This is a genomic window from Mesobacillus jeotgali (genome assembly GCF_900166585.1).
In the GTDB taxonomy this organism is placed as follows: Bacteria; Bacillota; Bacilli; order Bacillales; family Cytobacillaceae; genus Mesobacillus; species Mesobacillus jeotgali_A.
The window spans coordinates 2,503,249-2,528,228 of sequence record NZ_FVZC01000009.1; the positions used below are offsets into that span (position 1 = coordinate 2,503,249).

Below are 24,980 nucleotides of genomic sequence, written 5' to 3' on the forward strand. Positions count from 1 at the left end.
TAAGTATAGGATTATGGAGGATTAAGAAGGAGAGGTGAAATGTCATGAAACTGATTGATGAGCTATACGAACTTTACCGCAATAAATTGACCGGTGATGAAGAGGATATCGATATGCTCGCTTTTGCCTTCCTTGAAGAAATGAGCCGTGAAGACCTTCTGAAGATCATCCAGGACCTCGATAAGCAGGAGCTTTATGATTTGATGGGGCTTTATTTGATCGAGAGCCTGAAGGGGAAATTTGCCCAGGATGATTTCGGAGCGCGTTCGGTCACATATCCTTCCCGCAATGTCCATTAATGAATAAAATACATATAACCGGCTGATTAAGCCGGTTTTTTTTGCGCAAAAAAAACTGGCCCGGCGGCCAGTTTTTCTCTTATCCAAGATAAGCCTTGAACATCCACATATGTTTGCGGAGGCTCATTTTCACTTCCGTCATCATATCTGCGGTAGCTGTATCCTCTGCCTTTTCTGCAAGTTCAATTGCTTGCTGGAGCTCGTCCACAATTGTTCCAAAGTCATCGTGCAGCTGCTTGACCATATCTTCTTCGTTTTCTGAACCGGTTGCTTCTTCAACAGAAGACAGTTCTAAATATTCCTTCAGCGTCGCGACAGGCTTCCCTTCTAACGCGAGAATTCTTTCAGCAAATTCATCAATGATTGTTGCTGCTTCGTTGTAAAGTTCTTCGAATTTGACGTGAAGTGTGAAGAAGTGGCGGCCCTTTACATACCAGTGGTAATTGTGAAGCTTTGTATATAGTACCGTCCAGTTTGCAACTTGTTTGTTTACTGCTTGGATTAATTCTGTTTGTGCCATGCTTAATTCATCCTCCTCTTAGTCATCATTTATATTCCCCTTCCTGTTTTAGAAAAAACATGGTGACAGCAACTTTTTTCCTATCCAGGAAAGGAACATGCTACAATAATTTTGAACAAAGGAGGACGTATTATGTATACCGTTTTGATTATCTCGATCATCATTGTCATCGTAGTCCTGGTTTTAAGCGTGTTGACCACTTCTAAGGCATATCAATACAAACACACAGTCGACCCGATTGAAAACAACAGTGATCTTCACGAAAACACCTCTGATAATGAACGTGGTGAAAAATAAATAAAAGGAGCTGAAGCAGCTCCTTTTAAGAGATTAAATTTTTTAAGAAGGGATTTCCTATGCTAAAAAAAGCATTCATCGGCATCATCCGATTTTATCAAGCAGTCATATCGCCTTTGAAGCCGCCGTCATGCCGTTTTTATCCGACTTGTTCCCATTATGGGCTTGAAGCGATCCAGAGATTTGGTCCCTTCAAAGGCGGTTGGCTGACCATCGTGCGGATCCTGAAATGCCAGCCACTTCACCCGGGCGGAATCGACCCTGTGCCGGAAGAATGGCCATCAAGGAAAAAAGACAAGGCCCATAATCATTAATTTCCTGTTTTAAAAATATTGCAGTCGAATTGCCTGCTTACTTTTCATATCCATTGATAACCTGATCCAGCCTTCCTGTTGCCGGATCAATTACTAGCCCATGTACAGGAACATCTTTAGGCATCAAGGGATGGTTCTTTACGATTTCGACACTGTGGCCAACACTGTCCTTGACATTGTCAAAGCCGTGAAGCCATTCCTTTACATCGATTCCCGAATAATTCAAAGTGTTCAGCATATCATCACTAACACCGCGACGTTGCATTTCCTCAATCATGCCATCAGGCTTCATACCGCTCATGCCACAGTCATAGTGCCCAATGATTGCCACTTCCTCTGCCTGCAGCTGGTAAACAGCGACCAGAAGACTTCTCATGATACTTCCAAAAGGATGCATGATGAGTGCACCGGCATTTTTGACAATCTTCACATCACCATTGCGAATATTCAACGCTCTTGGCAAAAGTTCAACAAGCCTGGTATCCATACATGTTAAGATAACCATTTTTTTGTTTGGAAATTTCGTAGTCGTGAATTCTTCATACTTCTTTTCAGCAACAAATTGTTCATTAAAATGAAGGATTTCCTCAAGCATTCTCATCTTCTCTACTCCTTTTTAACATGGTCTACTATCTAGAATACCGTAAATCTCCGCAGAGCCAAAATGTTTTACTTGATTTTCTGCCAATCCTTTTGTATGATACAAAAGGTAAATCGTAACGATTACGAATTAATATTTTTAACAACTGACCAGAAAACTATAAAAGAATGCTACCATTACAGTTCATAAATCGTAATCAATCCGTTTTGAAACCAGGAGGTCAATATGAAAAAAATTGCTTTTATACTATCGATTTTTATAACAATCTCAGCCTTTCTCAGCGGCTGCGGAAAAGAAAACGCCTCAAATAAGGAAAAGGATCAGAACCTGTTGCAAGTCTATACAACCGTTTATCCGCTCCAGTTTTTCAGCGAGCAAATTGGCGGTCAATATGTCGAGGTTAAAACCGTGTATCCTCCAGGAGCAGATGAACACACTTTCGAACCCTCCCAAAAAGATATGATGGCATTAGCTGATGCAGACGTTTTTTTCTATATCGGTCTCGGTCTTGAGGGTTTTGTTGATAAAGCGGGCAAAACTTTGAAAGATGAGGAAGTAAAAATGGTTCCTGTCGGAGAAGCCGTACATTTCGATGAAGCTGGCCATCAAGAGAATGACCATAGCGATGATGAACATGCAGAGGAAGACAGCCATGCCGAGGAAGACAGCCATGATGACAAAGGCGGTAATGACAGTGGCGATGGGCATGCACACGGTGACATCGACCCGCATGTCTGGCTAGATCCTATATATGCAAACGATCTTGCCCTTGCTATCAAGGAACAGTTAATCGAACAAATGCCAGAGCATAAAGATACTTTTGAACAAAATTATTCTGAACTAGCTGCCCAATTAGAGGATGTAGACAAAGAGTTTGCCAATGTGATTCATTCAGCGAAGCGCAAGGAAATCATTGTATCTCATGCAGCATACAGTTATTGGGAAGAGCGATATGGGATTGATCAAATCAGTATCTCTGGACAGTCGACAACTAATGAACCGTCCCAAAAAGAACTTCAAAAACTCATTTCTCATGCAAGAGACGAAAAGATAAAATATGTTTTGAATGAACAGAACTTTGAATCCAAGCTGGCAAAAATGGTTCAGGAAGAAATTGGTGCTAAGTCACTTACGCTCCACAATCTTTCTGTATTAACGGATAAAGACATAAAAAATAAGGAAACATACTTCACGTTGATGGAAAGAAATATCTCGACGCTCGGAAAAGCGTTGAATGAATAATACCGTTGCCTCCCAATTTGGGAGGTTTTTTTATGGAAAATTTTCCTACATATTTTCCAATAAAGTGAAAACACTAGGAGGAGGCATATTACGGAAGGGAAGTTAAATGATGGACGAAATATTAATTGCCCGTTCACTGTTCGGGACAACCATGGGGTTTCATATTATCAATGCAACGATTGGGGTTGGGCTGCCGCTAATGATTCTTGCAGCAGAACTGCTCTACCAGAAAACAAATGACAGGGACTATGCCGTAATGGCGAAAAGGTGGACTAAGGCATTTGCCGTTACCCTGGGAGTCGGCATCCCGACTGGCACAATTGCAGGAGTCCAGCTATCCCTCCTATGGCCAGGGTTCATGGAGGTCATCGGGCGAGTCATGGCCCTGCCTTTTCAGATTGAAATTTATGCTTTTTTCGTGGAAGCTTTGTTCATGTCGATTTATGTGTACGCAGCAGATCGAATCGCACCCTGGATGAGAATAGCCAGTCTGACGCTGGTTGCTCTTGGGGCACTTGCCTCTGCTGTCCTGATCACAAATGTCCATGCATTCCAGGGTACACCAGCTGGCTTTCGAGTAGAAAATGGCGAGCTCGTTGATATCGATCCATGGGCTGCCTTCTTTAATCCAAGTTTCGTTGTTACTGCTGGACATGTTGTCGTCACAGCTTATATGACCGGGGCATTTATTATCGCTACTGTTGCTGCCTATAAAATGCTAAAAAGTGACTTTGGCTCAAGGCTGTATAAATTTCATCAAAAAGCTTTGATGGCCAGTTTAATCATTGGCGGTATCTTCTCCATTCTGACTGCAGCCAATGGACATTCAGCTGCACAATACCTTCATGAATACCAGCCTGAAAAACTGGCAGGCGCAGAAGGACTTTTTGAAACCCAAAAATACGCCCCGCTGGCAATCGGAGGGTTTACCGACCGGGAAACGGAATCAGTAAAATGGGGCATTGAAATTCCATGGGCATTAAGTTTTCTGGCCGGAAATTCATTCGATACCGAAGTGAAGGGCTTAAATGATTTTCCCGAGGAACACTGGCCCCCATTGTTCATCCACACATTATTTAATGCGATGGTCGGGGTTGGGATGCTGCTTATCACACTCTCTCTAATCGCATTTGTTTGGAATAAAATCTTGAAGAAAGACCGGTTTCCTAAATTCCTCATGTGGTTGTTTGTTGCTACAGGCCCGCTTGCCATGCTTGGGATTGAATTCGGCTGGATTTTTGCCTGTACAGGAAGGCAGCCATGGGTCATTTACCGTGTACTGACCACTGCCGATGCTGCGACAACTGCAACAAACCTCGGAATATTATTTATTCTTTTTGCTGCAGTGTACGTTTTGCTTGGCGTGATGGAAATCATCGTTCTCCGGTATTACTTCAGGAAAAATACCGTATTGGACGACCTGAACAGAGCACAGCAAAAAGAATTTCCGTTGTTCGATTCAAATACGTAAAAGAGGTGATTCGGTGTGACTGATGCGCTAACTGCTATAACCGTCCTCTGGGGCTTCGTCTTTATTTATGCCGTCATGGCCACCATGGATTTTGGCGCTGGCTTCTGGTCGATGGTATACATCAATAAAACAAAAACAAAGGCAACAAATATCGCCAATCGCTATCTTTCGCCAACCTGGGAAGTAACGAATACTTTTATCGTTGCCCTGGTCGTGGCAGTTTACAGCATGTTTCCAAAAGCTGCTTATACATTGGGCACGGTACTGCTGATCCCAGGCAGCATGATCTTGCTTCTGTTATCCGTTCGAAGTGCATTTCTTGTTTTTTCAAATATTGCTGAGGATTATCGAAAAGTGCTCACCTATATATCAGGAATCTGCGGCATCCTGATCCCTGGCTTGTTGATCAGTGTTCTCCCCATTACACATGGCGGGTTTGTCGAGTTCACTGATGGATCGCAAAACCTCAATCTTGGAAAGCTTTTCACCAGCCCAAATGAATATGCCTTTATCGGCTTTGCTGTTAGCAGTACCCTCTTCCTTTCGTCACTGTTGCTCGCAGATTACTCAAAAGCATCTGATGAGCTTCAGGCTTATAATGTCTACAGACGTGATGCATTGATTCTGGGACCGATTTCGCTGGTAATGGCTTTTGCCATCATGCTGACGTTACGAAATGAAGCTGCCTGGATTTATGATAATATGATGGACGATTTATCTATTCTTATAATATCGGTTGTTCTTTTCATGATTGGCGGCCTTGCACTGATTCTTCCATCGATTGGCAATAAATCGCTAAGAGGACTCCCAAGGCTCGCTGTTATCATGATTACCCTTCAATATCTGGCAGCAAGCTATGTTTACGGAAAAGCCCATCTGCCATATATCGTCTATCCGGAAGTAACGATACAATCGGCCTTTACCGACCCAAATTCATTCCGTGCTGTATTCACCACATATATTGTTGGATTCCTGATTCTTTTTCCTGGCTTCATCTATTTCTGGAGCCTGTTCATGCAGGACAAAAGATATCTCCGGCAAAAAAAGGCCAGGGGACAAACTTGATTCCTTTTGCCTAATATTAGCTTGAATGAGTAATTCGTTCCCGCTGCATGCTATAGATGTATCAATCAAAAAGGAGTGGTACACCATGGCTAAAGACGTATTGTGCGAAGTAAACAACTGTCAATATTGGGAGCATGGAAACCTATGCAACGCCGACAAAATCTATGTGGTCAGCCATTCCGGCGAGACAGCCGATAACAGCCGGGAAACCGACTGCAAGACATTTGAAGCTTTAAGCTAAATATTGGGACCGGGTCAACCTGGTCCTATTTATTGCTTATGGTCGGTTCTTTCGATCGGAATAAGATCAATAAATAGAAAACGATCCTTCCCAGTGAAATAATCAGGAGTTACTTTCTCAGCCCCTTTTTCAAAGCTTAAGGGAAACTTAAAATTAGGCCCGTCAAACACTAACGAATGAAATTCCCCCTTCTCACCGCAAATATCATGGTTTTTCGGATAGTCTTTGAGCAATTCCCTGTCATAGATTCTTCCAAGAAAACATTTGTTTAGTGCCTCCAAATCAATGCAGGTGATCACAGACTCAAACCCTAGCTGAATGAACTGATTGCTGATGTCATCAACAGAATGATTCCACAGAGGAAAAATAGCAGTCAAACCGGTTCCTTCCACAAGATTTTCCCTATATTCGCGGATATCCTGCAGGTGAATATCACCAAAAGCAATATGGGTGACACCGTCTGCCTTCAATTCAGAGAATGTTTTCCTCATGATTTCCTGATACTTATCATTCGAGCATTCCTGAGGGATCCAAACTTCTCGTAATCGAATTCCTAAAGACTCCGATTGCTGTTTCAGCAGCTCATGCCTTACTCCATGAATGGAAACACGCCCTGTCCCTTCTGTGAGAGTCACTAACAATGAATCAACTTCATAATCAGGATTATTTTGTATTTTATATAATGCAAGGGTAGAATCCTTCCCCCCGCTGAATCCCATAACTATTTTCATCCTATCAGCCTCCTTTACTCGAAATAAAAATGATTCACAACCTTGAGGTTAATACACTTAAACACATTATTAATCAGGTTAAGCCTTGTGCTGCCTATCCAGATTATCCAATTCTATTTGAATTCTCTCTGGATCGATTCGTTTAAATAATGGCTCTACAGCATTTAAAATTTGAGGCGAGACAGCTAGCGGGCACCAGCCTGCTTTTGTAATAGACAGCATTTGTTTAATCTTTTCACTAGAGAAAGGCAAGAATGGTGTCAGGATATTTGCCAGGTTCCCAATGATGTAAACACAGTCAGCCATAGTCTGTTTGCAGGCTTCAACATTTTCATTAATCTGCTTCCATGGCTGCTCCTGGTCAAAGTATTTGTTCGAATACCTGACAAAATCAAATACTGTTTCCAATGCCTCCTTAAAGCTGGCCTCTTCAACATTTCGACCAGTGTCATCATATAACCTGCTTACACCATCAGCTATTTCTTTGCTAATCGTTTTTTCCGGAATCACACCATCAAATGATTTGTGGATGAATTTCAAGGTCCTGTTCACGAGGTTTCCATAGGCGCCCAGCAATTCGCTATTATGACTATAGATAAATTCCTTCCACGAGAAATCCGCGTCCCGATTTTCAGGGGCGTTGATTGTAAGAAAATAGCGGATGGAATCCGGGTCATATCTTTCTAGAATATCAGGCACCCAGACAGCCCAATTTCTGCTTGTCGACAATTTTCTTTTTTCCAGTGTGAGATATTCATTCGACACTATATGGGATGGCAAAGGATCCTTTTCCAACCCGGCAAGGATAGCAGGCCATATGATGGAATGAAAAGGAATATTGTCTTTGCCGTGTACATAATACGATTTGGTTTCGGTGTTCCAAAACGTCCCATCATCCCCGGTTGTTTCTTTTGCCCAAAGTTTGCTGGCGGTATAGTATCCAGAAACAGCTTCAATCCATACATAGATTTTCTTTTGCTCATACCCCTTTAGCGGCACACCTACCCCATGGTCTAAATCACGTGATACCGCCCGATCCTGAAGACCCTCCTTCAGATATCTCCTGGTCAGAGAGATGGCATTATTTCGCCAACCCTCTTTGTGTTCTGCCTCATCAACATAGTGTTCCAGAGTTTGTTGAAAAGAGCTTAAAGCAAAATAAAAATGTTCTGTTTTTCTTACGGTGGGCGGGTGGCCACAGATCTTGCAGCGCCTGTCGATCAAATCAAGCGGTTCCAATACAGTGGAGCAGGCATCGCATTGATCCCCACGTGCATTCGCTCCGCATATCGGGCATAGACCCTCTACATATCGGTCAGGCAAAAACTGTTGGTCATGCTCGCAATACGACTGATCAATTTCTTTTTTGTAAATGAACCCTTTTTCAAACAACTCCAAAAAGATAGCCTGAACAAGTTCATGATGATGCTCTGTGTCAGTCCTTGTATACTGGTCATAAGAAAACCCCAGACGAGAAAAACAATCGACAAATTCCTTATGATATTGATCCGCTATCTCCTTTGCCGTTACTCCCTCCTGCTTGGCTCTTATTGTAATCGGTGTCCCGTTACAGTCACTGCCAGAAACATATAAAACTTTTTCCCCTTTTAGCCGGTAATACCTAGCTAAAATATCACCCGGCAACAGGCTAGAAATATGCCCAAGATGCAAAGAACCATTTGCATAGGCCCATGCTCCTCCAATAAAAATACTCATTGAATGACCTCCTTAGAAAAATAAAAAACCCCGTCCTTAACTGCAAAAGTTAAGGACGAGGTTTGGATTCCCGTGATACCACCTTATTTCGCAAATAGTTCACACTATTTGCCTCACCAAGTACGGAGCATGGATTGCCTGCTCTTATACTGTGACATTGATAACGAGTGCCAACTCTCGCCGTTCCCTACTTATACTTGCAGCATGTTCAGGACGGAGCTCAGAGACCATTTTTCAAGTGACTGTCTTTGCTTCTTTTCAGCTGCCGAAGCTCTCTGTAAAAAACAGGGGCACTCTACTTTTTCTCTTCATTGCTTTTTGAAATTTATTAATCTGATTTTATTCAGAATTTTCCAGGAAGTCAATAATCAATTTAAAAAAGCACTCTTCCATTAAGGGAGAGTGCTTCACTGTTATTATGCTTCCAGACTTGCCATTGGACCAAAGAATTCAAAATGAATCCTGTCTTCTGTAACGCCAAGGTCTTTTAACGCTGCGTTTACTGCTTTCATGAACGGTACCGGGCCGCAGAAATAGAAGTCTGAGTGTTCAAGATTCACATTTTCTTTGAGCCATTCTTTTGTAATATACCCTTCAACATCAAAGCTGTTGTTCAGGCGGTCTTCTTCTGTTGGCTGATCGTAGAACACCACTGAATTCACCTTTGCTTTAGCTGCGGTTGCTGCTACTTCATCTTTAAGGGCATGCACTTTGCCGTTCTGTGCCGCATGGATGAAAGTCACTTCTTTTTCCGGCTGCAGCTCAGCAACAGTGTTCAGCATGCTGACCATCGGAGTAAGGCCAACTCCGCCGCTAAGCAGAACAACCGGGGTATCTTTTTCAGTATCAAGGAAGAAGTCGCCTGCAGGTGCACTGATCTGGAGAACTTCCCCTTCTTCCACGGTATTGTGCAGGTAATTGGATACTTTTCCATCCGGTGTTTCCATGCCAGCTTCCTTTTTAACACTAATACGGTAGTAGTCTTTTCTAGGAGCATCTGACAGGCTGTACTGGCGGATATGTGTGAATTTTTCCCCTTCAATTTCAAGCTTGACGCTTATATACTGCCCCGGCTTAAATGAAGCGATTGCCTTTCCATCCACTGGCTTCAGGTAGAAAGATGTGATGACTTCACTTTCCTCGACTCTTTTCGCTACGATAAATGGTCGGAATCCATCCCAGCCGCCTTTTTGGTTTGCCGCTGCGTCATACATTTCCGCTTCCACAGAGATGAATGCATCCGCAATCACGCCATATGCTTCAGCCCAGGCATTGATGATTTCATCTGTAGCCGCGTCTCCAAGAACCTCTTTAATCGCAATCAGCAAGTGCTTGCCAACGATCGGATAATGCTCAGGCAGGATGCCAAGGCTGCGGTGCTTGTGGGCAATCTGATTTACAACCGGCAGGATCGCTTCAAGATTGTCGATGTACTTCGCTGCTGCATAGACCGTTCCAGCCAATGCTCTTTGCTGTCTGCCCTGCTTTTGGTTAGCATGGTTAAAAATGTTCAGCAGCTCAGGATGATTTTCGAACATCGTCTTATAGAATACTGTCGTGATTTGTTCTCCGTGCACTTCCAGAACCGGTACTGTCGATTTGATGATCTCAATAGTTTTTTGATCTAGCATTTCATACACTCCCCTATATCAATATCTTCTTATCGAGGTGTTTTACCTCATTCCCATAGTGATTATAATAAATTAATTCGGCAGACTAAGTGATTCAAATCACACTATCGTAAAATAGTTCTTTCGAATTAGATTTTTAATTAGGAATTGCTTCATTCGCAACGAATTTTATGATAAAAATGAACCAAATCAGGATTTTCAAACGTGTTAACTGATTAAACTGGCCACAAAAAAGGGTGGCACCTTTTTTATAGCGAAAATCTTGATTTTATAGCGACTTTTTCTCTTTTATAACGAAAATAAATTTTTTATAGCGACTTTTTCTTTTTTATAGCGAATTGGTAAAAAACGCTGATTTTTTCGAATTTATCTTAGAGAAAAAAATAAAAGCACTGCGTTAGCAGTGCTCCCAGACTGTAGACAAACTTGATGGAGATCGAGCTTGTCTACAGTCTTTTTGGTTTGTGCTGGAATGGGGCCGTTGATTTCCGTTCCAGGCGCTTCGCTTTCCGCGGGGCCGGCGCTGAGCCTCCTCGCCGCCGTTGGCGTCTGCGGGGTCTCACCTGTCCGTCTGATCCCGCAGGAGTCTACGCGCCTTCCACTTCAATCAACAGGATTCCTCAACTTAGTGTGGAACTAACCATAAGTCTCTTTTAAAATAGATACATATAACGCTTGAGGTGATGAAGATGCTTTCGAAAAATAATCCAATCCAACGAGATCAATTAGAGATGGTTGCTTTAGACCAACTGGTTCCTCAGGACCATTTAGTCCGTAAGATGGAAGCAGCCCTTGATTTTTCTTTCATCTATGATTTGGTGAAGGATGTGTATTCCGAAGTAGGTCGCCCAAGCATTGACCCTGTGATTCTAATTAAGCTCAGCTTCATTCAATATACCTTTGGCATCCGCTCCATGCGCCAGACCATTGCCGAAGTAGAAACGAACATGGCCTACCGCTGGTTTTTGGGTTATGGATTCCATGATAAAGTGCCCCATTTCTCCACCTTCGGGAAGAATTACGAACGCCGTTTTAAAGACACCGATTTGTTTGAACAGATCTTCTATCGAATTCTTAAGACCGCAGCGGATAAGAAACTTATTAGTGCTGAACATGTCTTTATTGATTCAACCCATGTAAAAGCAAGTGCGAATAAGAATAAATTCCAGAAGAAAGTGGTGCGAAAGGAAACACGGGTGTATCAAGAGAAACTCCAGGAAGAGATCAATCAGGATCGAGAAGACCACGGGAAGAAACCTTTTCCTCCCGATAAATTCGAGAAGGAAGAAACGAAGGAAATCAAGGAAAGCACGACCGATCCTGAGAGTGGATACTACGTCAAGGACGAGCGAACAAAGCAGTTTGCCTACTCTTTCCATGCGGCATCAGATCGGAATGGATTTGTTTTGGGAACCATCGTGACACCTGGGAATACGCATGACAGCCTGATCCTTGAGCCAATGGTAGAACAAGTGATAGAGAAAGTTGGAAAGCCTAATGCCGTTGCGGCAGATGCAGCCTATAAAACTCCAGCTATTACGAAGTTTCTGATGGAAAACGAAATGACCCCTGCTTTGCCTTATACCCGACCACGGACGAAGGATGGCTTTTTCCGCAAATATGAATATGTGTATGACGAATTTTTCGACTGTTACTTGTGTCCTGCCGGTGAGGTCCTAAAGTATTCGACCACAACGAAAGAGGGATATCGTGAATATAAATCCCCCAAACAGATCTGCGCAACCTGCCCGTTTTTAGGGCAATGCACAGAAAGCAAAGACCACCAAAAGGTGGTAACGCGCCATATCTGGCAGGAGTATGTGGAAGAGGCGGATCACTTAAGGCATACACCAGAAGTAAAACAAATCTATGCGAAGCGCAAGGAAACCATTGAGCGTGTATTCGCAGATGCAAAAGAAAAGCATGGCATGCGTTGGACAACCCTGAGGGGGCTTAAAAAATTGTCGATGCAGGCGATGCTTACTTTCGCTGCCTTGAACCTGAAGAAGATGGCCAACTGGACATGGAGAAGTCCAAAAATGGCCTAAAAGTATAGCAAATAGAGTCTATTTCCTTTGAAAAATCCGATGAGATCCAAAAAGGGGTTCGGAATGAGAGCATTCCGAATCCCTTTTGTCTACAAACTGAAAGCACTGCGTTAGCAGTGCTCCTTCACTCTATAATACAAACCGTTCTTCAATAACAGTAACTTCTTTCATGCGCTTCCTATTAAGTTCAACTCCGATTCCAGGGCTGCCAGGCACATTGATCATCCCATTCTCCACCTTTATTTCCGGCTGGATGATATCTTGTTCCCAATAGCGGTCGGAACCAGAAATATCACCTGGAATCATGAATCCCGGCAGTGAAGCGATGGCGATATTATGGGCTCTTGAAATACCGAATTCTATCATGCCGCCCGCCCAAACAGGAATTCCTTTGGAATGGCAGTAATCGTGTATTCTTTTTGCTTCGTTAAGGCCGCCAACACGACCGAGTTTTATATTGATAACTCCGCAGCTTCCGAGCTCGACTGCTTTCCTGGCGTCTTCAAAAGTGACGATGCTTTCATCAAGGCAGATAGGCGTCTTGATTTTCTCCTGAAGCTTCGCATGATCGATAATATCATCAAATCCCAGCGGCTGCTCAATCATCAGCAGGCCGAATTCATCAAGAGCTTTTAACCTGTCCACATCTCGTAGTGAATATGCCGAGTTCGCGTCAGCCATCAGGGGCAAATCAGGGAACTGCTTACGGATTCCAGAGATTAACTGGAAGTCAGCATCTGGACTGATTTTAACCTTCACCCGCTTGAAGCCCTGCTCCAAATAGCTTTCAATTTGTTTAAGGACCTCAGCCAAATTAGGGTTGCCGACAACCACCCCTGCTGGAATGGCTGACATTGTTCCTCCAATAATCTTCGATAACGAAATGCCTTCTCTCTTCGCATGCAAATCCCAGAGTGCAGTTTCCAGCGAGGCCTTTGCCATATGATTCCTTCGAACTGAACTAAACAGGGCAAAAGCTTCATCAGGATGGCTGATACCCTTTTCTTTTAAAAGAGGGATCAAAAAATCTTTCAGCATATGGAATGAAGTCTGGACTGTTTCCTCGGTATACCATGGGGAAGTAAAAGCTACCCCTTCACCATAGCCTGCTATGCCATTTCGATCTTCCACTTCCACAATGATGGCTTCCCTGTCCGTCACCGAACCTAAATGAGTCATGAAGGGCTGCTTTAATGGCATCTTAATAACCGATAAACAGACGGACTTAATATCCATTACCATCACGCTCCGCATCCAGCCACTCTCGCAGTTTGCGCCTCAATAATTTCTTTGCAGCATTCCTCGGGAGACTGTCCGTAAAGTAGACCTTCTTCGGAAGTTTGTATTTAGCGAGTTTCTGTTTACAAAGAGCCAGCAATGCTTCTTCAGAAACTTCTTCTTTTTTCACTATAAAAGCAACTGGTACCTGCCCCCATTGCTCATCAGACGCTCCAATCACCCCTGCGTCTGCAACACCGGGATGCGAAAGCAGAACTCCTTCAATTTCAGCAGGATAGATATTTTCCCCGCCTGAAATGATTAAATCCGATCGTCGGTCAAGAACATAAAGGAAGCCTTGAGCATCCATATAGCCAATATCGCCCGTGTGAAGCCATCTGTTACGGATTTTATCAGCACTTTCATCCGGCCGGTTCAGGTACCCGATTGTAACATTCGGCCCTTTTACTACAATCTCACCCTCAGCGCCTGCAGGAACATCCTGGCCATCAACATCGACTATCCGGATCTGGTTTGGGAATAGCGCCTTACCGGCAGAACCCAAACGTTCAATACTGTATTCAGGTGACAATGTTGCAAATTGTGAAGATGTTTCTGTCATGCCATAGGTTTGAAATACCGGGATATCTTTTTTAAGACATGATTCCAGTAAAGGCAGCGGTGCAGGTCCGCCTCCCAACAGCATGCAGCGGAATTGCACTGGCAATCTCTCTGCGCCAAGTTCATCAATAATCCGCCTCAGCATCGTGCTGACCACCGACATGATTGTTATTTGATATTGATGGATATCATCGATTACCTTTTTCTCTTCAAAGGAGGAATGCAATACAACTGGCATGCCGTATATCTGGCTCCTCATTAAAATTGAGTAGCCGCTGATATGGAAGATCGGCACTATACAAAGCCATTTATCCTGGTCATGTAATCCGAGATTTAATGCTGATGCATTTGCACTCCACCAGTGGTTCCCGTATGTTTGCATAACACCCTTCGGATTACCGGTAGTACCTGATGTGTACATGATCGACGTCACTTCGTCCATTGGATATTCTTCAAGAACAACTGGAATATTTCCTTCTAGCTGGCTCAAATTATTCGTACTGATTTTTTTAATATTGGTGTTGATCGCAGTTACTTTTTCATTGAATCGCATTTCATACACGAGTACATCTGCTTCACTGTCGTCCAGCTGCCATGACAGCTCCTCGGAGGTAAGCCGATTATTCAGAATCACCGCCCTGATACCAGCCATTTGCAATCCATATAAAATAAAGACAGATTCAGCCTGATTGGAAAAAAGCACCGCGGCAGATGAACCTTTGTGGAGATCGAGAGCAGCAAGCCTGCCAGCATACTCATTTGCCTGTTGAAAAACTTGCTTAAATGTATATGTCTGTCCATCAAAAATCAAGGCTTCTCTGTCAGGAGTTAGATCCGCCCGCTTTTTCAGCCAATTCGGCATCGATTCAGTCATTGTGGTCACCCCTTCTCTACATACTAAAACAGCTTGATGGATGTCCATCAAGCTGAGTCAAAATTATAAAATCAAGGGAATCTTGGGAACTGGCCAAAGTCTGGCTTGCGTTTTTCCTTGAAAGCGTCACGGCCTTCCTTCGCTTCATCTGTTGTGTAGTAAAGCAATGTTGCGTCTCCTGCCATTTGCTGAAGTCCAGCAAGTCCATCTGTGTCGGCGTTCATTGCTGCTTTCAAGAAGCGAAGTGCAGTTGGGCTTTTTTCAAGGATTTCTTCACACCATTTAAGTGTTTCCTCTTCAACCTGGTCAAGAGGAACAACCGTGTTGACTAGACCCATATCCAAAGCCTCCTGGGCATTGTACTGGCGGCACAGGAACCAGATTTCGCGAGCCTTTTTGTGGCCAACGATTCTTGCAAGGTAGCCTGAACCGTATCCAGCATCGAAGCTTCCTACCTTAGGTCCAGTCTGGCCGAAGATAGCGTTGTCGGCTGCGATTGTCAGGTCACATACGACATGAAGCACATGGCCTCCGCCGATTGCATAACCTTTTACCTGAGCGATTACCGGCTTAGGAATTACACGAATTAAACGTTGAAGGTCAAGCACATTCAAACGAGGAATCTCGTCTTCCCCAATGTATCCGCCGTGGCCGCGTACTTTCTGATCACCGCCTGAGCAGAATGCATCATCTCCAGCACCAGTCAATACGATTACTCCTATACTTGAATCATCACGTGCATAAGCAAATGCATCGATCATTTCCATAACCGTTTTAGGACGGAAAGCATTGCGCACTTCCGGGCGATTGATGGTGATTCTTGCAATTCCGTTATATGTTTCATACAGAATATCTTCATACTTGCGTTCTGAAACCCATTCAACTGTCATTAAGACAACCTCCTCTTATGTATTCCACAAAAACTCACTTACTATTGTACCAAATTTTTCACTATCTTCCACATGAATTGCATGCCCGCATCCATTTATCGTCAAATGTGTCGGATTTGGCAGCTTTGAAGCCATATCAGCGGCAATTCCACAGAACTTTTCATCGAGTTCGCCTGTAATCAAAAGAGTTTCGAAATCGAAGTTCTCCAGATGATTCCACCATGAAGGCTGGGCACCCGTTCCCATTCCCCTGAGGCTGTTAGCCAGACCGACAGGATCATTCTTCAGCCTTTGACTCCTTATTTGTTCCCTTACTTGTTCCGAAAGATTCAACTGTGAGCGAAAAAGCGGGATTGACTCCCAAAAATCGATAAACCTTTCCAGCCCCTCACTCTCAATTCTCGCCGCCAGCTTATGGTCCTGCAGAATTCGCGCTTCCCGGTCCTCTGTATTTCTCAGCCCCGGTGTCGTGCTCTCCAGAACCAGCTTTCGGACTCTTTCAGGATACAGACTAGCAAATGTGATGGCTGTCCGTCCTCCCATCGAGTACCCAAGCACATCAGCTTTTTCAATGCCCCGCTGATCCAGAAGGATCTTTAGATCATAGGCTACTTTCTCGATGTTGTATCGTCCCATATCGCCTGGCGATTCAGTCTTCCCGTGACCAATCAGGTCAACCATCAAAAGCTCCGAATACTGTCCCCACATAGGACAAAACGGCTTCCATGTAGAAGCCGCTCCGGTAAAACCATGAAGCAATATGAGCGGAATGCCGCTGCCATATTGCTGGATATGATATTGGATTCCATTGATCATGGTTTTCATAATTTGTCACCGGTAAGCATCCCTGTTATTTCCCGGGAAACAGATTTCCACAAATTTCGATGTTCTGTCAAGTTCGAGTCTCTGGCTGTACGGACTTCCATCACCTTAAGACCACCAGCACTCCGGTTCTCGGCAAAAGTATCCGCAAAATGCTCCCAGTCTTTAATCACATCATATTTCCCATTGTACATGGCGACAATATGACTGAAATCCAGATCTAGAGGTGTGCCGAAAAGCATCTCAAAATGCTTTGGCTCATTTGCCTGAGGGAGGAATGAGAAAATTCCGCCGCCATTATTGTTAATCAGCAAAATATTGATATCGATATTATATAATTTGGAAGCCAATAAACCGTTCAAATCATGGTAGAATGTCAAATCCCCAAGCACCAGGTAACATGGCTGCGATACATTCGCTACGCCAAGCGCAGTAGAAACGATTCCATCTATGCCATTCGCTCCCCTGTTTGCCATAACCTTGATATTCCTATCATTGAGCAAAAAAAACGAATCAAGATCGCGTATTGGCATGCTGTTGCCGACAAAAAGAGTCGCTCCCTCAGGAAGCATTTCGGCAAGCATATGGAACAGCTTTCCTTCGCTTAATTCCTTTGTCTCGGAAATGGCGGTTAATTGCTGCTTGGCCGTCTCGTTCAAAGAGAGCCACTTGTTCATATAACCGGACTCATTCACATAATCAACGACACTATTGATCTTCTCGCAAAATATCGCTTCGTCACAATAATACATATCGCTTGCTGACATTGTCGGCTCACGCCACCCGGCACCGCTGTCAATCACAAACTGACGGGCATGGCGGTTTTCTTTTATAAAAATAGTCAGTGCCTTTGAAATAGGCATTGCCCCAAAACGGATAATCACATCAGGTTTCAATGCTTCCTTTGCATCTTCGTTCCGCAAAAATGCATCATATGTATCAATGATGTGACTCCTTTTGTGTTCCCCGCTCCGCAGCTGTGACAACGGATCAGCTATAATCGGGAACTTCAAGCTGTCAGCAAGCGAGATGACTTGTTCAATAAAATCACTGTTATCAATCTGCCCGCAGACGATGATACCATTCTTGTATGATGATAAGTCCTTACCAATTCTCTTGAACATTTCATCAGAGAGACTCAGATGTCCTGTCTGAATATCGACATAGCCACCCACACGTTCAGGCAGTTCAAACAAATTCTCATCCATCTTTGGTATCAATGGCTCCCTGAATGGGAAGTTCAAATGCACAGGTCCCTGCGGATAGCTTGAGGCTGTTGCAGTTGCTCTGCCACAAACAGTACGTGCATAACGGATCATGTCTTCCGTTTTTTCCGGCGGTGCCATTTCGACAAACCACTTAACGTTCTTTCCGTATAGATGGATTTGATCAATGGCCTGTGGAGCACCAACATCGCGCAATTCATGCGGACGGTCTGCTGTCAGGACAATAAGCGGGACTCTTGAAACACTAGCTTCAATTACCGCAGGATAATAGTTTGCCGCAGCCGTTCCAGATGTACATAGGAGGGCAACCGGTTTCCGGGTTGCTTTGGCAATCCCGAGGGCGAAAAATGATGCAGAGCGCTCATCTACAAGGATATGGGTTCGCAGGTCAGGGTGCTCCGCCATGACAAGTGCCATAGGCGTCGACCTGGACCCAGGACTAATGACAACATCCTTCACCCCTGTTTTCGATAACTCTGCAACGAATGCAGCGATATATGATGTTAAACCTTCCTGGTGACTCATGTTATCTTTCCTCCAAGTGCTGTAAGCATCGGCCGGAACTTGATGCTAGTTTCTTTGTATTCGCTTTCTGCATTTGAATCTGCCACGATTCCACATCCGGCAAATAATGAAGCCTCTTTTCCCTGGATCAGTCCCGAGCGGATTGCTACGGCAAACTCACCGTTTCCCTGATAATCCATCCAGCCTAAAGGAGCAGCATAAAGGCCTCTGTCCAGCTGTTCAATTTCCCTGATCTTCTCAATCGCTGCCTGTTTCGGCAATCCACCAAGCGCTGGTGTCGGATGGAGCCTGTCTACCAGATGAAGGATAGAGGTTCCTTTCCGGTTTTTACCGATAACTGGAGTATATAAATGCTGGATGTATTTCATTTTCATTAACGCTGGCTGATCTGGAAGGATTACCTCATCACAGGTTTCCTCCATAGCCTCTTTGATCATATCGACAACATATTGATGTTCTATCAAGTTTTTCTGGTCAGTTAAAAGCTCATTGCCAAGCTTCTCATCTTCCTCGGGATTTGCTCCCCTTGCGATAGAACCTGCAAGACATGCAGAAAACAGGCTGTCTCCATTTTTCTTGACCAGCCTTTCAGGTGAAGCCCCTATAAAACAATCCCCATTGGATTCGAAGGCAAATATAAAGCTCGCTTTCTGGTTCTCCAAAAGATTCCCAAGGACTCTTTCAGCCTGGACCTCATTTTCGAAATGAAGGCGCAGTTCCCTCGCGAGAACGACTTTTTTTAAATTGCTGTCCCCAAAACCATTAACAACATCTCTGACTGTTTGTTTCCAGGCTTCCGGTTCAATTTCAACCATTTCCTTAAGATCCATCTCGGCAGTTTCTGGTGTAAGCATGGCTTTAGTAAGCACTTCTTGCCGCTCTCGGGTCACTTTTTCAAATAATGAAATATCATCATGCTGGGTGCAGATTACATTCGTCGTAAAATATACCTCACCCTTAATGATGGTCAGCATGAATTTCGGAATATGAAACAGCGCTTCTGAAAATTTAGACCATAATGCTGTCCCCTTTTTCAACGGATCAAAAGAGAATCCTCCAAATATGGTTGGACCTGTTCCACTATAATTGTATTTATTAAAAACAAGTGCGGTTTCCATGAAGCGCTTCCACTCTTTTTCAACATGAAAAAAGCGGTCAGCTGCCTGAACCGACTGTATTTGACCGCAAATACCCAAACCCGTCAGGAATTGCTCCCCCTCTGGATCTTTCCAGAAAAAACGTTCTCCAAAGTATTTTTCCCTTCCAGAGGCAAAAAAATAAAAAGGATTCATGCGATCTATTTTATGGACTTCACTGACCAAAATCGACTGAGATTGTCCTTTGGCCCGCTCAATTCCATCAAGAATTCCCTGTCTAAGTTCCGTGTCCTGAATGGCAACCAAAATTATCCCCCCAATAACAGCCTCTCATCTGTTATCAAACGTTTAAAAGCTTATTTTAAGATACACCTCATACATCGCAATGTCAATTAGGGCGGGCTTTTCAAAGCTATTATCTTCATTATTATATAATTCACCTAAGCAAGCTGTACAATCTGGAAATTTAATCCTGTTTAGTCGTGAAAATACTAATTGACAGTGTGTATGTGAATATCTACACTAATAATTGTAAGGTAATTTAGCCTATAAGTTAATGGTCTTTTTGACAATTTTCGTTCTTTTAGATAAAATATTAAGGTTTGATAGATTGATATTAAGGGAGAGAATTAGAATGCAAACACAGATTCAGCCTAGTTCTTCACCAGCAGTCGACGGAGCAAGCTGGAAAGTCTGGTGGCAGCTTACAAGACCTCATACATTGACTGCTGCATTTGCACCTGTCCTTCTAGGTACTGCTTTGGCCATACAATACAGCGGCGGCGGCGTTCATTGGGGTTTGTTTCTGGCCATGCTGATCGCAAGCCTGTTGATACAGGCAGCAACAAATATGTTTAACGAATATTACGATTTTAAACGCGGACTAGATAATGAAAATTCTGTGGGGATTGGCGGAGCGATTGTCCGCCATGGTATTAAGCCTAAAACGGTCCTTAACCTGGCTTTCACTCTATATGGAATTTCCGTTTTACTCGGTGTATATATCTGTATGAGCACAAGCTGGTGGGTGGCAGCTGTTGGAGTTGTTTCCCTGGCAGCAGGCTACCTCTACACAGGCGGGCCGCTTCCGATTGCGTACACACCTTTCGGGGAGCTCGTCGCTGGTTTCTTCATGGGTGTCCTGATCATATTGATTTCTTTCTACATCCAGACCGGCACCGTCACAGCGACCAGTGTAATGGTATCATTTCCTAGCTTTTTACTGGTAGGAGCGATCCTGCTTTCTAACAATATTCGCGATCTTGACGGCGACAAAGAGTTTGGCAGAAAAACACTTGCCATCCTGCTTGGAAGAACAGGTGCGATTCGTCTGCTTGCAGGTATGTTCATTGTTTCATACATTTGGGTAATCGGCCTGATTATTGCAGGGATTGTATCTCCATGGCTTGCAATTGTAGCCTTAAGCATTCCAAAGGCTGTCAAGGCAACAAAAGGGTTCATCGGTAAATCAGATCCTTTGCAAATGATGCCGGCCATGGCTGCAACTGCAAAAACCAATACGATTTTCGGCCTGCTTTTATCGGTTGGTATTTTTATCAGTTTAATTTAATCTAATTTGAGAAGCTTCTGCCTCTGGCGGAAGCTTTTTCTATGTTTCCTGAACTTTTGAGCGGGTAATTAGTACGTATGACACGAAACAATATGAAGGATGTGTAATCATGCTGACAAATGACAAGCTTAATCAACTGAAGCAAACGTTAATAGATGAAAAAGAAACACTGCAAACACAAATAGATTTAAACGAAAATGAAGGTTACCTTGATGGCAGCCAGAGAGAGGCAACCGGAGAGCTTTCTTCCTATGATAATCACCCTGCCGACAGCGGTACAGAACTATTTGAACGCAGCAAGAATCTTGCGATGGACGAGCATCATGAAAACCAGGCTGATAAAGTCGATAATGCCCTGAAAGCAATCCAAGATGGGACGTATGGCAAATGTGCGGAGTGCGGTAAAGATATCCCGTTCGAGCGACTTGAAGCAGTACCATACACTTTATACTGCGTAGAACACTCACAGGAACAGCATATATCGAATGACCGTCCAGCAGAAGAGGATGTGCTGGAATATACTCATGACACCAACTTTGACCGGAGACAAAACGAAGAAATGACCGATAACAGGAACAGTTTCGATGATGTTGCCGATTTCGGCACATCGGAAACACCTGCTGACTTTACTGGAGATCATAAAGACTACAATAAACTGTACATTGATGAAGAAAAAGAACGAGGTTTCACTGAAGACTATGAATCCTTCAGCGCCACAGATATCGAAGGCGATGACCGACAAGTATTCCAGAGCGATACTGAAGAGGAGTATGAGGAAATGCTTGACGAAGCAGGCCTTGAATCAGAGCTCGGCGATATTCCGTATAAAGAGGGAGACAGCTATATAGATGACCGCAAAAAGAAAGACGACGATTAAGAAAAAAACAGCCTCAGTTCGCATTTTGGGAACTGAGGCTGTTTTGTTTCAACCTGAAATGTGGTTTTTCCCAAATCAGGTCTCATAATGAAGTCCTTTATTAATCCTAATTGTCTAAATGACTCCTTTATGAGTTGCCCTTATCCTTCACTTTCCGTTATAAACAACTACTCTGCTGCTGATTGCCTTCCCTCTAAAAACTAATCCGCCATGATTATTGGAATTGAGGGTAACCTTTATCTCATTTTCACCCTTTTTCAAGTTGTCAAGATTATAAAATTGCCCATAGAGCCGGGTGATTTTTTTCCATTTATGTAAAGGTGGGCATGACCTTCGTTGTAACTTGGGACATCACTCCCCACCTTCTTAGGAGCAAATATAAAATTGGCGGTATTTACCTCTAAAAGCCAGGAACCTGACATGTCCTGGGTGACAATTAAATTCACAGAAGGAACTCTATAGCCCTCTGGTATTTCTACGAAATCATGCTGCATATGATTAGCCGAAGAAGCATTGTGTTCATTGTTACTGGTAAAGTAAAAAAAGAACGCAATAAATGGTATGAAAAAAACTAAAAAGCTATTGATTCTTTTCAAATACAACACCCCATCTTCATGCATTCACTTCCAGACGCTTGATCATGAAACCTATCACCATCAGCAAGGCACCTATGGCCAAAAATGCCAGGTCATACATTAATGGATTTTCAGCCATCGGCTTGACACGGTGAACTTGCAGTATATGATGATCAACGATACCTTCTACAATATTGAAGGCGCCGCCGCCGATGAAAATCCCGCCAAGAAAGATTCTCCAGCTGCTGCCAAGCTGATTTTTCCGCGCATCCTGAAAAATTTTGACACCGCCCCAAATGAGCTTTGCAGAAAACAATGCGGTAAACAGTCCGTCTGTGAAAATCTCCAGCTGCAGATTATCGCTAAGAACCATGTGATGCCACTGGAGCAGCTGGTGAAACACAATCCCATCTATCGCTCCCAATAAGCCCAATCCCAGGATCAAGCCGGCGATAAATAAATTATTATTTTCTTTTCTCAACCAAAACACCTCTTAAAAGATTGCATACTATCACGATTAGTGCCCAAAAATCCGTAATATTATACGAAGATATCAAAAAAGATAGGAGGTCATCTAACTGTTGTCGTCGTATTATTCTATTTTTGGACAGGAATATTCTATTTGCAGAACCCCAAACTAAAACTAGACTAAATAGAAATGGAGATAGACAATGAGTATTATTCTTGCTCTCCTTGCTGCACTTTTTGCTTCATTTACAGCCATTCTCGCGAAAATCGGAATTGAGGATGTCGACTCTAACCTGGCCACTGCCGTTAGGACCGTGGTTGTCGTCATCATGGCCTTTTTGATGGTGGTGATTACCGGACAAACGGAAAATATTTTGGCAGTATCAACGAATTCCCTGATTTTCCTCATTCTTTCTGGCCTGACCACCGGCCTTTCCTGGCTGGCTTTTTTTAAAGCAATCCAGATTGGGGATGTATCAAAAGTTGTCCCGATCGATAAATCCAGTGTGGTTCTGACGATCCTGCTTTCCTTTTTTATTTTGAAGGAGCCAGCCACAATGCCGGTAGTAGCCGGAGGTGTCATCATCTCCATTGGTACCTTTGTGCTGATTGGGAGGGATAAGAAGAAAAAGGCTAAGAAAAAGGTTTTCGATACGAAGTCCTATTTATTTCTCGCCATCATGTCTGCCGTTTTTGCAGCATTGACGAACATCCTAGCAAAAATAGGTATCGAAGATGTTGATTCAAATGTAGCAACCTTCATCCGAACAGTCGTGATTATCATTTTTGCCTGGGGGATCGTCTTTTTTCAGGGAAAAATGAAGGACTTGAAAACGATCACCAGAAAATCTTATATCTTTCTTATACTTTCCGGTGCAGCTACAGGGTTTTCATGGCTATGTTACTTTGCTGCCCTTGCCATCGGAAAGGTGAGCATCGTCAATCCAATAGATAAATTCAGCGTCGTACTGACCATGATTCTCAGCTTCATTATCCTAAAAGAAAGACCTACTAGGTCTACCGTTGCTGGAGCTATATTGATTACGATTGGAACAGCCTTATTAATTTTGTAAAAGGGTATTCAGCTGCTCTGATTGGTGGATTGTTTCTAGAGGACCTTTTCGCGGTTAACAAACCTTTTCGGGCTTATAGAATCTTTCTATGTGACCTTTTCGCGGTTCACAACTCATTTTGGGCTTATAGAATCTTTCTATGTGACCTTTTCGTGGTTTACAACTCATTTCGGGCTTAATAGAATCTTTCTATGTGACCTTTTCGTGGTTTACAACTCATTTCGGGCTTATAGATTTTTTCTATGTGACCTTTTCACCGTTCACAACTCACTTTGGGCTTATAGAATCTTTCTATGTGACCTTTTCGCGGTTCACAACTCACTTTGGGCTTATAGAATCTTTCTATGTGACCTTTTCGCCGGTCCACAACTGATTTCGGGCTTATAGATTTTTTCTATGTGACCTTTTCGCGGTTCACAACTCACTTTGGGCTTATAGAATCTTTCTATGTGACCTTTTCGCCGGTCCACAACTGATTTCGGGCTTATAGATTTTTTCTATGTGACCTTTTCACCGTTCACAACTAATTTTGGGCTTATAGAATCTTTCTATGTGACCTTTTCGCCGGCCCACAACTGATTTCGGGCTTATAGAATTTTTCTGTGTGACCTTTTCGCGGTTCACAACTCACTTCGGGCTTATAGAATCTTTCTATGTGACCTTTTCGTGATCCTTAATTCTATTTGGGCTTATGGATTTTTTCTAAGACCGTTTATCTTTGTCACCGATATCTTCCGGCAATGGAGGCCCTCTCCTTTTACCGTTTTCCTCCGTCCCCTGCATTTTCGGGCAATGCGGACCCTCTCCTTTTACCGTTTTCCCCCATCCCCGGCATTTTCCGGCAATGCAGACCCTCTCCTTTTACCGTTTTCCCCCGTCCCCGGTTTTTCGGGCAATGCAGATCTAATCCTCTTACCGTTTCCCACTATCGCCAGTATTTTCCTGAAACGGATGACAACTTCTGCTGC

The 24,980-nt window shown here is 43.4% G+C and carries 24 protein-coding genes and 1 other annotated feature; of the genes, 11 read left to right on the top strand and 13 right to left on the bottom strand.

What is annotated here, in order from left to right; all coding sequences use genetic code 11:
- Positions 1-44: 44 nt before the first annotated feature.
- The gene (locus B5X77_RS22680) at positions 45-299 is read left to right on the top strand and encodes a DUF6154 family protein (RefSeq protein ID WP_079510161.1); all 255 of its coding nucleotides are present in this window, start codon (positions 45-47) and stop codon (positions 297-299) included.
- Between the two features lie 79 nt (positions 300-378).
- Here the strand turns inward: B5X77_RS22680 and B5X77_RS22685 are convergent, their stop codons facing one another.
- Positions 379-819 carry a Dps family protein gene (locus tag B5X77_RS22685; RefSeq protein WP_079510162.1) on the bottom strand — a complete coding sequence of 147 codons (441 nt, stop codon included), beginning with the start codon at positions 817-819 and terminating at the stop codon, positions 379-381.
- A gap of 132 nt (positions 820-951) precedes the next feature.
- Here B5X77_RS22685 and ytzI point away from each other — a divergent pair, with 132 nt between their 5' ends.
- Complete coding sequence (gene ytzI / locus B5X77_RS22690) at positions 952-1,116, top strand: YtzI protein (RefSeq protein ID WP_079510163.1); 165 nt, start codon at positions 952-954, stop codon at positions 1,114-1,116.
- Between the two features lie 59 nt (positions 1,117-1,175).
- Positions 1,176-1,430 carry a membrane protein insertion efficiency factor YidD gene (gene yidD, locus B5X77_RS22695; protein ID WP_079510164.1) on the top strand — a complete coding sequence of 85 codons (255 nt, stop codon included), beginning with the start codon at positions 1,176-1,178 and terminating at the stop codon, positions 1,428-1,430.
- Between the two features lie 37 nt (positions 1,431-1,467).
- Here yidD and B5X77_RS22700 read toward each other — a convergent pair whose 3' ends face one another.
- Complete coding sequence (locus tag B5X77_RS22700) at positions 1,468-2,031, bottom strand: beta-class carbonic anhydrase (RefSeq protein ID WP_079510165.1); 564 nt, start codon at positions 2,029-2,031, stop codon at positions 1,468-1,470.
- Between the two features lie 225 nt (positions 2,032-2,256).
- Here B5X77_RS22700 and B5X77_RS22705 point away from each other — a divergent pair, with 225 nt between their 5' ends.
- From B5X77_RS22705 to B5X77_RS22720, 4 genes are all read left to right on the top strand, one after another.
- A complete protein-coding gene (locus B5X77_RS22705; RefSeq protein ID WP_079510166.1) occupies positions 2,257-3,273 on the top strand; it encodes a metal ABC transporter solute-binding protein, Zn/Mn family in 1,017 nt (338 codons plus the stop codon).
- A gap of 109 nt (positions 3,274-3,382) precedes the next feature.
- On the top strand, positions 3,383-4,744 hold the full coding sequence (locus B5X77_RS22710) for a cytochrome ubiquinol oxidase subunit I (protein WP_079510358.1): 1,362 nt from the start codon (positions 3,383-3,385) through the stop codon (positions 4,742-4,744).
- A gap of 15 nt (positions 4,745-4,759) precedes the next feature.
- Complete coding sequence (locus B5X77_RS22715; RefSeq protein WP_079510167.1) at positions 4,760-5,809, top strand: cytochrome d ubiquinol oxidase subunit II; 1,050 nt, start codon at positions 4,760-4,762, stop codon at positions 5,807-5,809.
- An 85-nt stretch (positions 5,810-5,894) separates the two neighbouring features.
- Complete coding sequence (locus B5X77_RS22720; protein ID WP_079510168.1) at positions 5,895-6,050, top strand: DUF1540 domain-containing protein; 156 nt, start codon at positions 5,895-5,897, stop codon at positions 6,048-6,050.
- A 29-nt stretch (positions 6,051-6,079) separates the two neighbouring features.
- Here the strand turns inward: B5X77_RS22720 and B5X77_RS22725 are convergent, their stop codons facing one another.
- The 3 genes from B5X77_RS22725 to hmpA all read right to left on the bottom strand — a co-directional run bounded on the left by B5X77_RS22725 (position 6,080) and on the right by hmpA (position 10,128).
- On the bottom strand, positions 6,080-6,781 hold the full coding sequence (locus B5X77_RS22725) for a Dph6-related ATP pyrophosphatase (RefSeq protein WP_079510169.1): 702 nt from the start codon (positions 6,779-6,781) through the stop codon (positions 6,080-6,082).
- 78 nt (positions 6,782-6,859) lie between these two features.
- Entirely contained in the window at positions 6,860-8,497 is a 1,638-nt protein-coding gene (metG, locus tag B5X77_RS22730) for a methionine--tRNA ligase (protein WP_079510170.1), read from the bottom strand.
- 48 nt (positions 8,498-8,545) lie between these two features.
- Positions 8,546-8,818 (bottom strand) — a binding site (T-box leader).
- A gap of 95 nt (positions 8,819-8,913) precedes the next feature.
- Positions 8,914-10,128: an NO-inducible flavohemoprotein gene (hmpA, locus tag B5X77_RS22735; protein WP_079510171.1), complete on the bottom strand. Its 1,215-nt coding sequence runs from the start codon at positions 10,126-10,128 to the stop codon at positions 8,914-8,916.
- A 689-nt stretch (positions 10,129-10,817) separates the two neighbouring features.
- Here hmpA and B5X77_RS22745 point away from each other — a divergent pair.
- Positions 10,818-12,176, top strand: coding sequence for an IS1182 family transposase (locus tag B5X77_RS22745; protein ID WP_079505720.1), 1,359 nt, complete (start codon positions 10,818-10,820; stop codon positions 12,174-12,176).
- 129 nt (positions 12,177-12,305) lie between these two features.
- Here the strand turns inward: B5X77_RS22745 and menC are convergent, their stop codons facing one another.
- From menC to B5X77_RS22775, 6 genes are all read right to left on the bottom strand, one after another.
- Positions 12,306-13,412 (bottom strand): o-succinylbenzoate synthase, encoded by a 1,107-nt coding sequence (gene menC, locus B5X77_RS22750; RefSeq protein ID WP_079510359.1) that lies wholly within the window; start codon positions 13,410-13,412, stop codon positions 12,306-12,308.
- Positions 13,402-14,889: an o-succinylbenzoate--CoA ligase gene (locus B5X77_RS22755; protein ID WP_079510172.1), complete on the bottom strand. Its 1,488-nt coding sequence runs from the start codon at positions 14,887-14,889 to the stop codon at positions 13,402-13,404. The genes menC and B5X77_RS22755 overlap by 11 nt, the downstream gene beginning before the upstream one ends.
- Positions 14,890-14,960: 71 nt before the next feature.
- Positions 14,961-15,779: a 1,4-dihydroxy-2-naphthoyl-CoA synthase gene (gene menB / locus B5X77_RS22760; RefSeq protein ID WP_079510173.1), complete on the bottom strand. Its 819-nt coding sequence runs from the start codon at positions 15,777-15,779 to the stop codon at positions 14,961-14,963.
- Positions 15,780-15,794: 15 nt separating this feature from the next.
- Positions 15,795-16,604, bottom strand: a complete 810-nt coding sequence (menH, locus tag B5X77_RS22765; protein ID WP_079510174.1) for a 2-succinyl-6-hydroxy-2,4-cyclohexadiene-1-carboxylate synthase — start codon at positions 16,602-16,604, stop codon at positions 15,795-15,797.
- Positions 16,601-18,352 (bottom strand): 2-succinyl-5-enolpyruvyl-6-hydroxy-3-cyclohexene-1-carboxylic-acid synthase, encoded by a 1,752-nt coding sequence (gene menD / locus B5X77_RS22770; RefSeq protein WP_079510175.1) that lies wholly within the window; start codon positions 18,350-18,352, stop codon positions 16,601-16,603. Before menD ends, menH begins: the two co-directional genes overlap by 4 nt.
- A complete protein-coding gene (locus tag B5X77_RS22775) occupies positions 18,349-19,755 on the bottom strand; it encodes an isochorismate synthase (RefSeq protein WP_079510176.1) in 1,407 nt (468 codons plus the stop codon). Before B5X77_RS22775 ends, menD begins: the two co-directional genes overlap by 4 nt.
- A 328-nt stretch (positions 19,756-20,083) precedes the next feature.
- Between B5X77_RS22775 and B5X77_RS22780 the strand changes: the two genes are divergently transcribed.
- Both B5X77_RS22780 and B5X77_RS22785 read left to right on the top strand, forming a co-directional pair.
- Positions 20,084-21,019, top strand: a complete 936-nt coding sequence (locus B5X77_RS22780) for a 1,4-dihydroxy-2-naphthoate polyprenyltransferase (RefSeq protein WP_079510177.1) — start codon at positions 20,084-20,086, stop codon at positions 21,017-21,019.
- A gap of 109 nt (positions 21,020-21,128) precedes the next feature.
- Entirely contained in the window at positions 21,129-21,896 is a 768-nt protein-coding gene (locus B5X77_RS22785) for a TraR/DksA C4-type zinc finger protein (RefSeq protein WP_079510178.1), read from the top strand.
- A 257-nt stretch (positions 21,897-22,153) separates the two neighbouring features.
- Here B5X77_RS22785 and B5X77_RS22790 read toward each other — a convergent pair whose 3' ends face one another.
- Both B5X77_RS22790 and B5X77_RS22795 read right to left on the bottom strand, forming a co-directional pair.
- Complete coding sequence (locus tag B5X77_RS22790; RefSeq protein ID WP_139378413.1) at positions 22,154-22,492, bottom strand: hypothetical protein; 339 nt, start codon at positions 22,490-22,492, stop codon at positions 22,154-22,156.
- A gap of 16 nt (positions 22,493-22,508) precedes the next feature.
- Positions 22,509-22,952, bottom strand: coding sequence for a DUF2243 domain-containing protein (locus tag B5X77_RS22795; RefSeq protein WP_079510180.1), 444 nt, complete (start codon positions 22,950-22,952; stop codon positions 22,509-22,511).
- A 190-nt stretch (positions 22,953-23,142) separates the two neighbouring features.
- Here B5X77_RS22795 and B5X77_RS22800 point away from each other — a divergent pair, with 190 nt between their 5' ends.
- Positions 23,143-24,012 (top strand): EamA family transporter, encoded by an 870-nt coding sequence (locus B5X77_RS22800; protein WP_079510181.1) that lies wholly within the window; start codon positions 23,143-23,145, stop codon positions 24,010-24,012.
- The last annotated feature ends 968 nt before the right edge of the window (positions 24,013-24,980 follow it).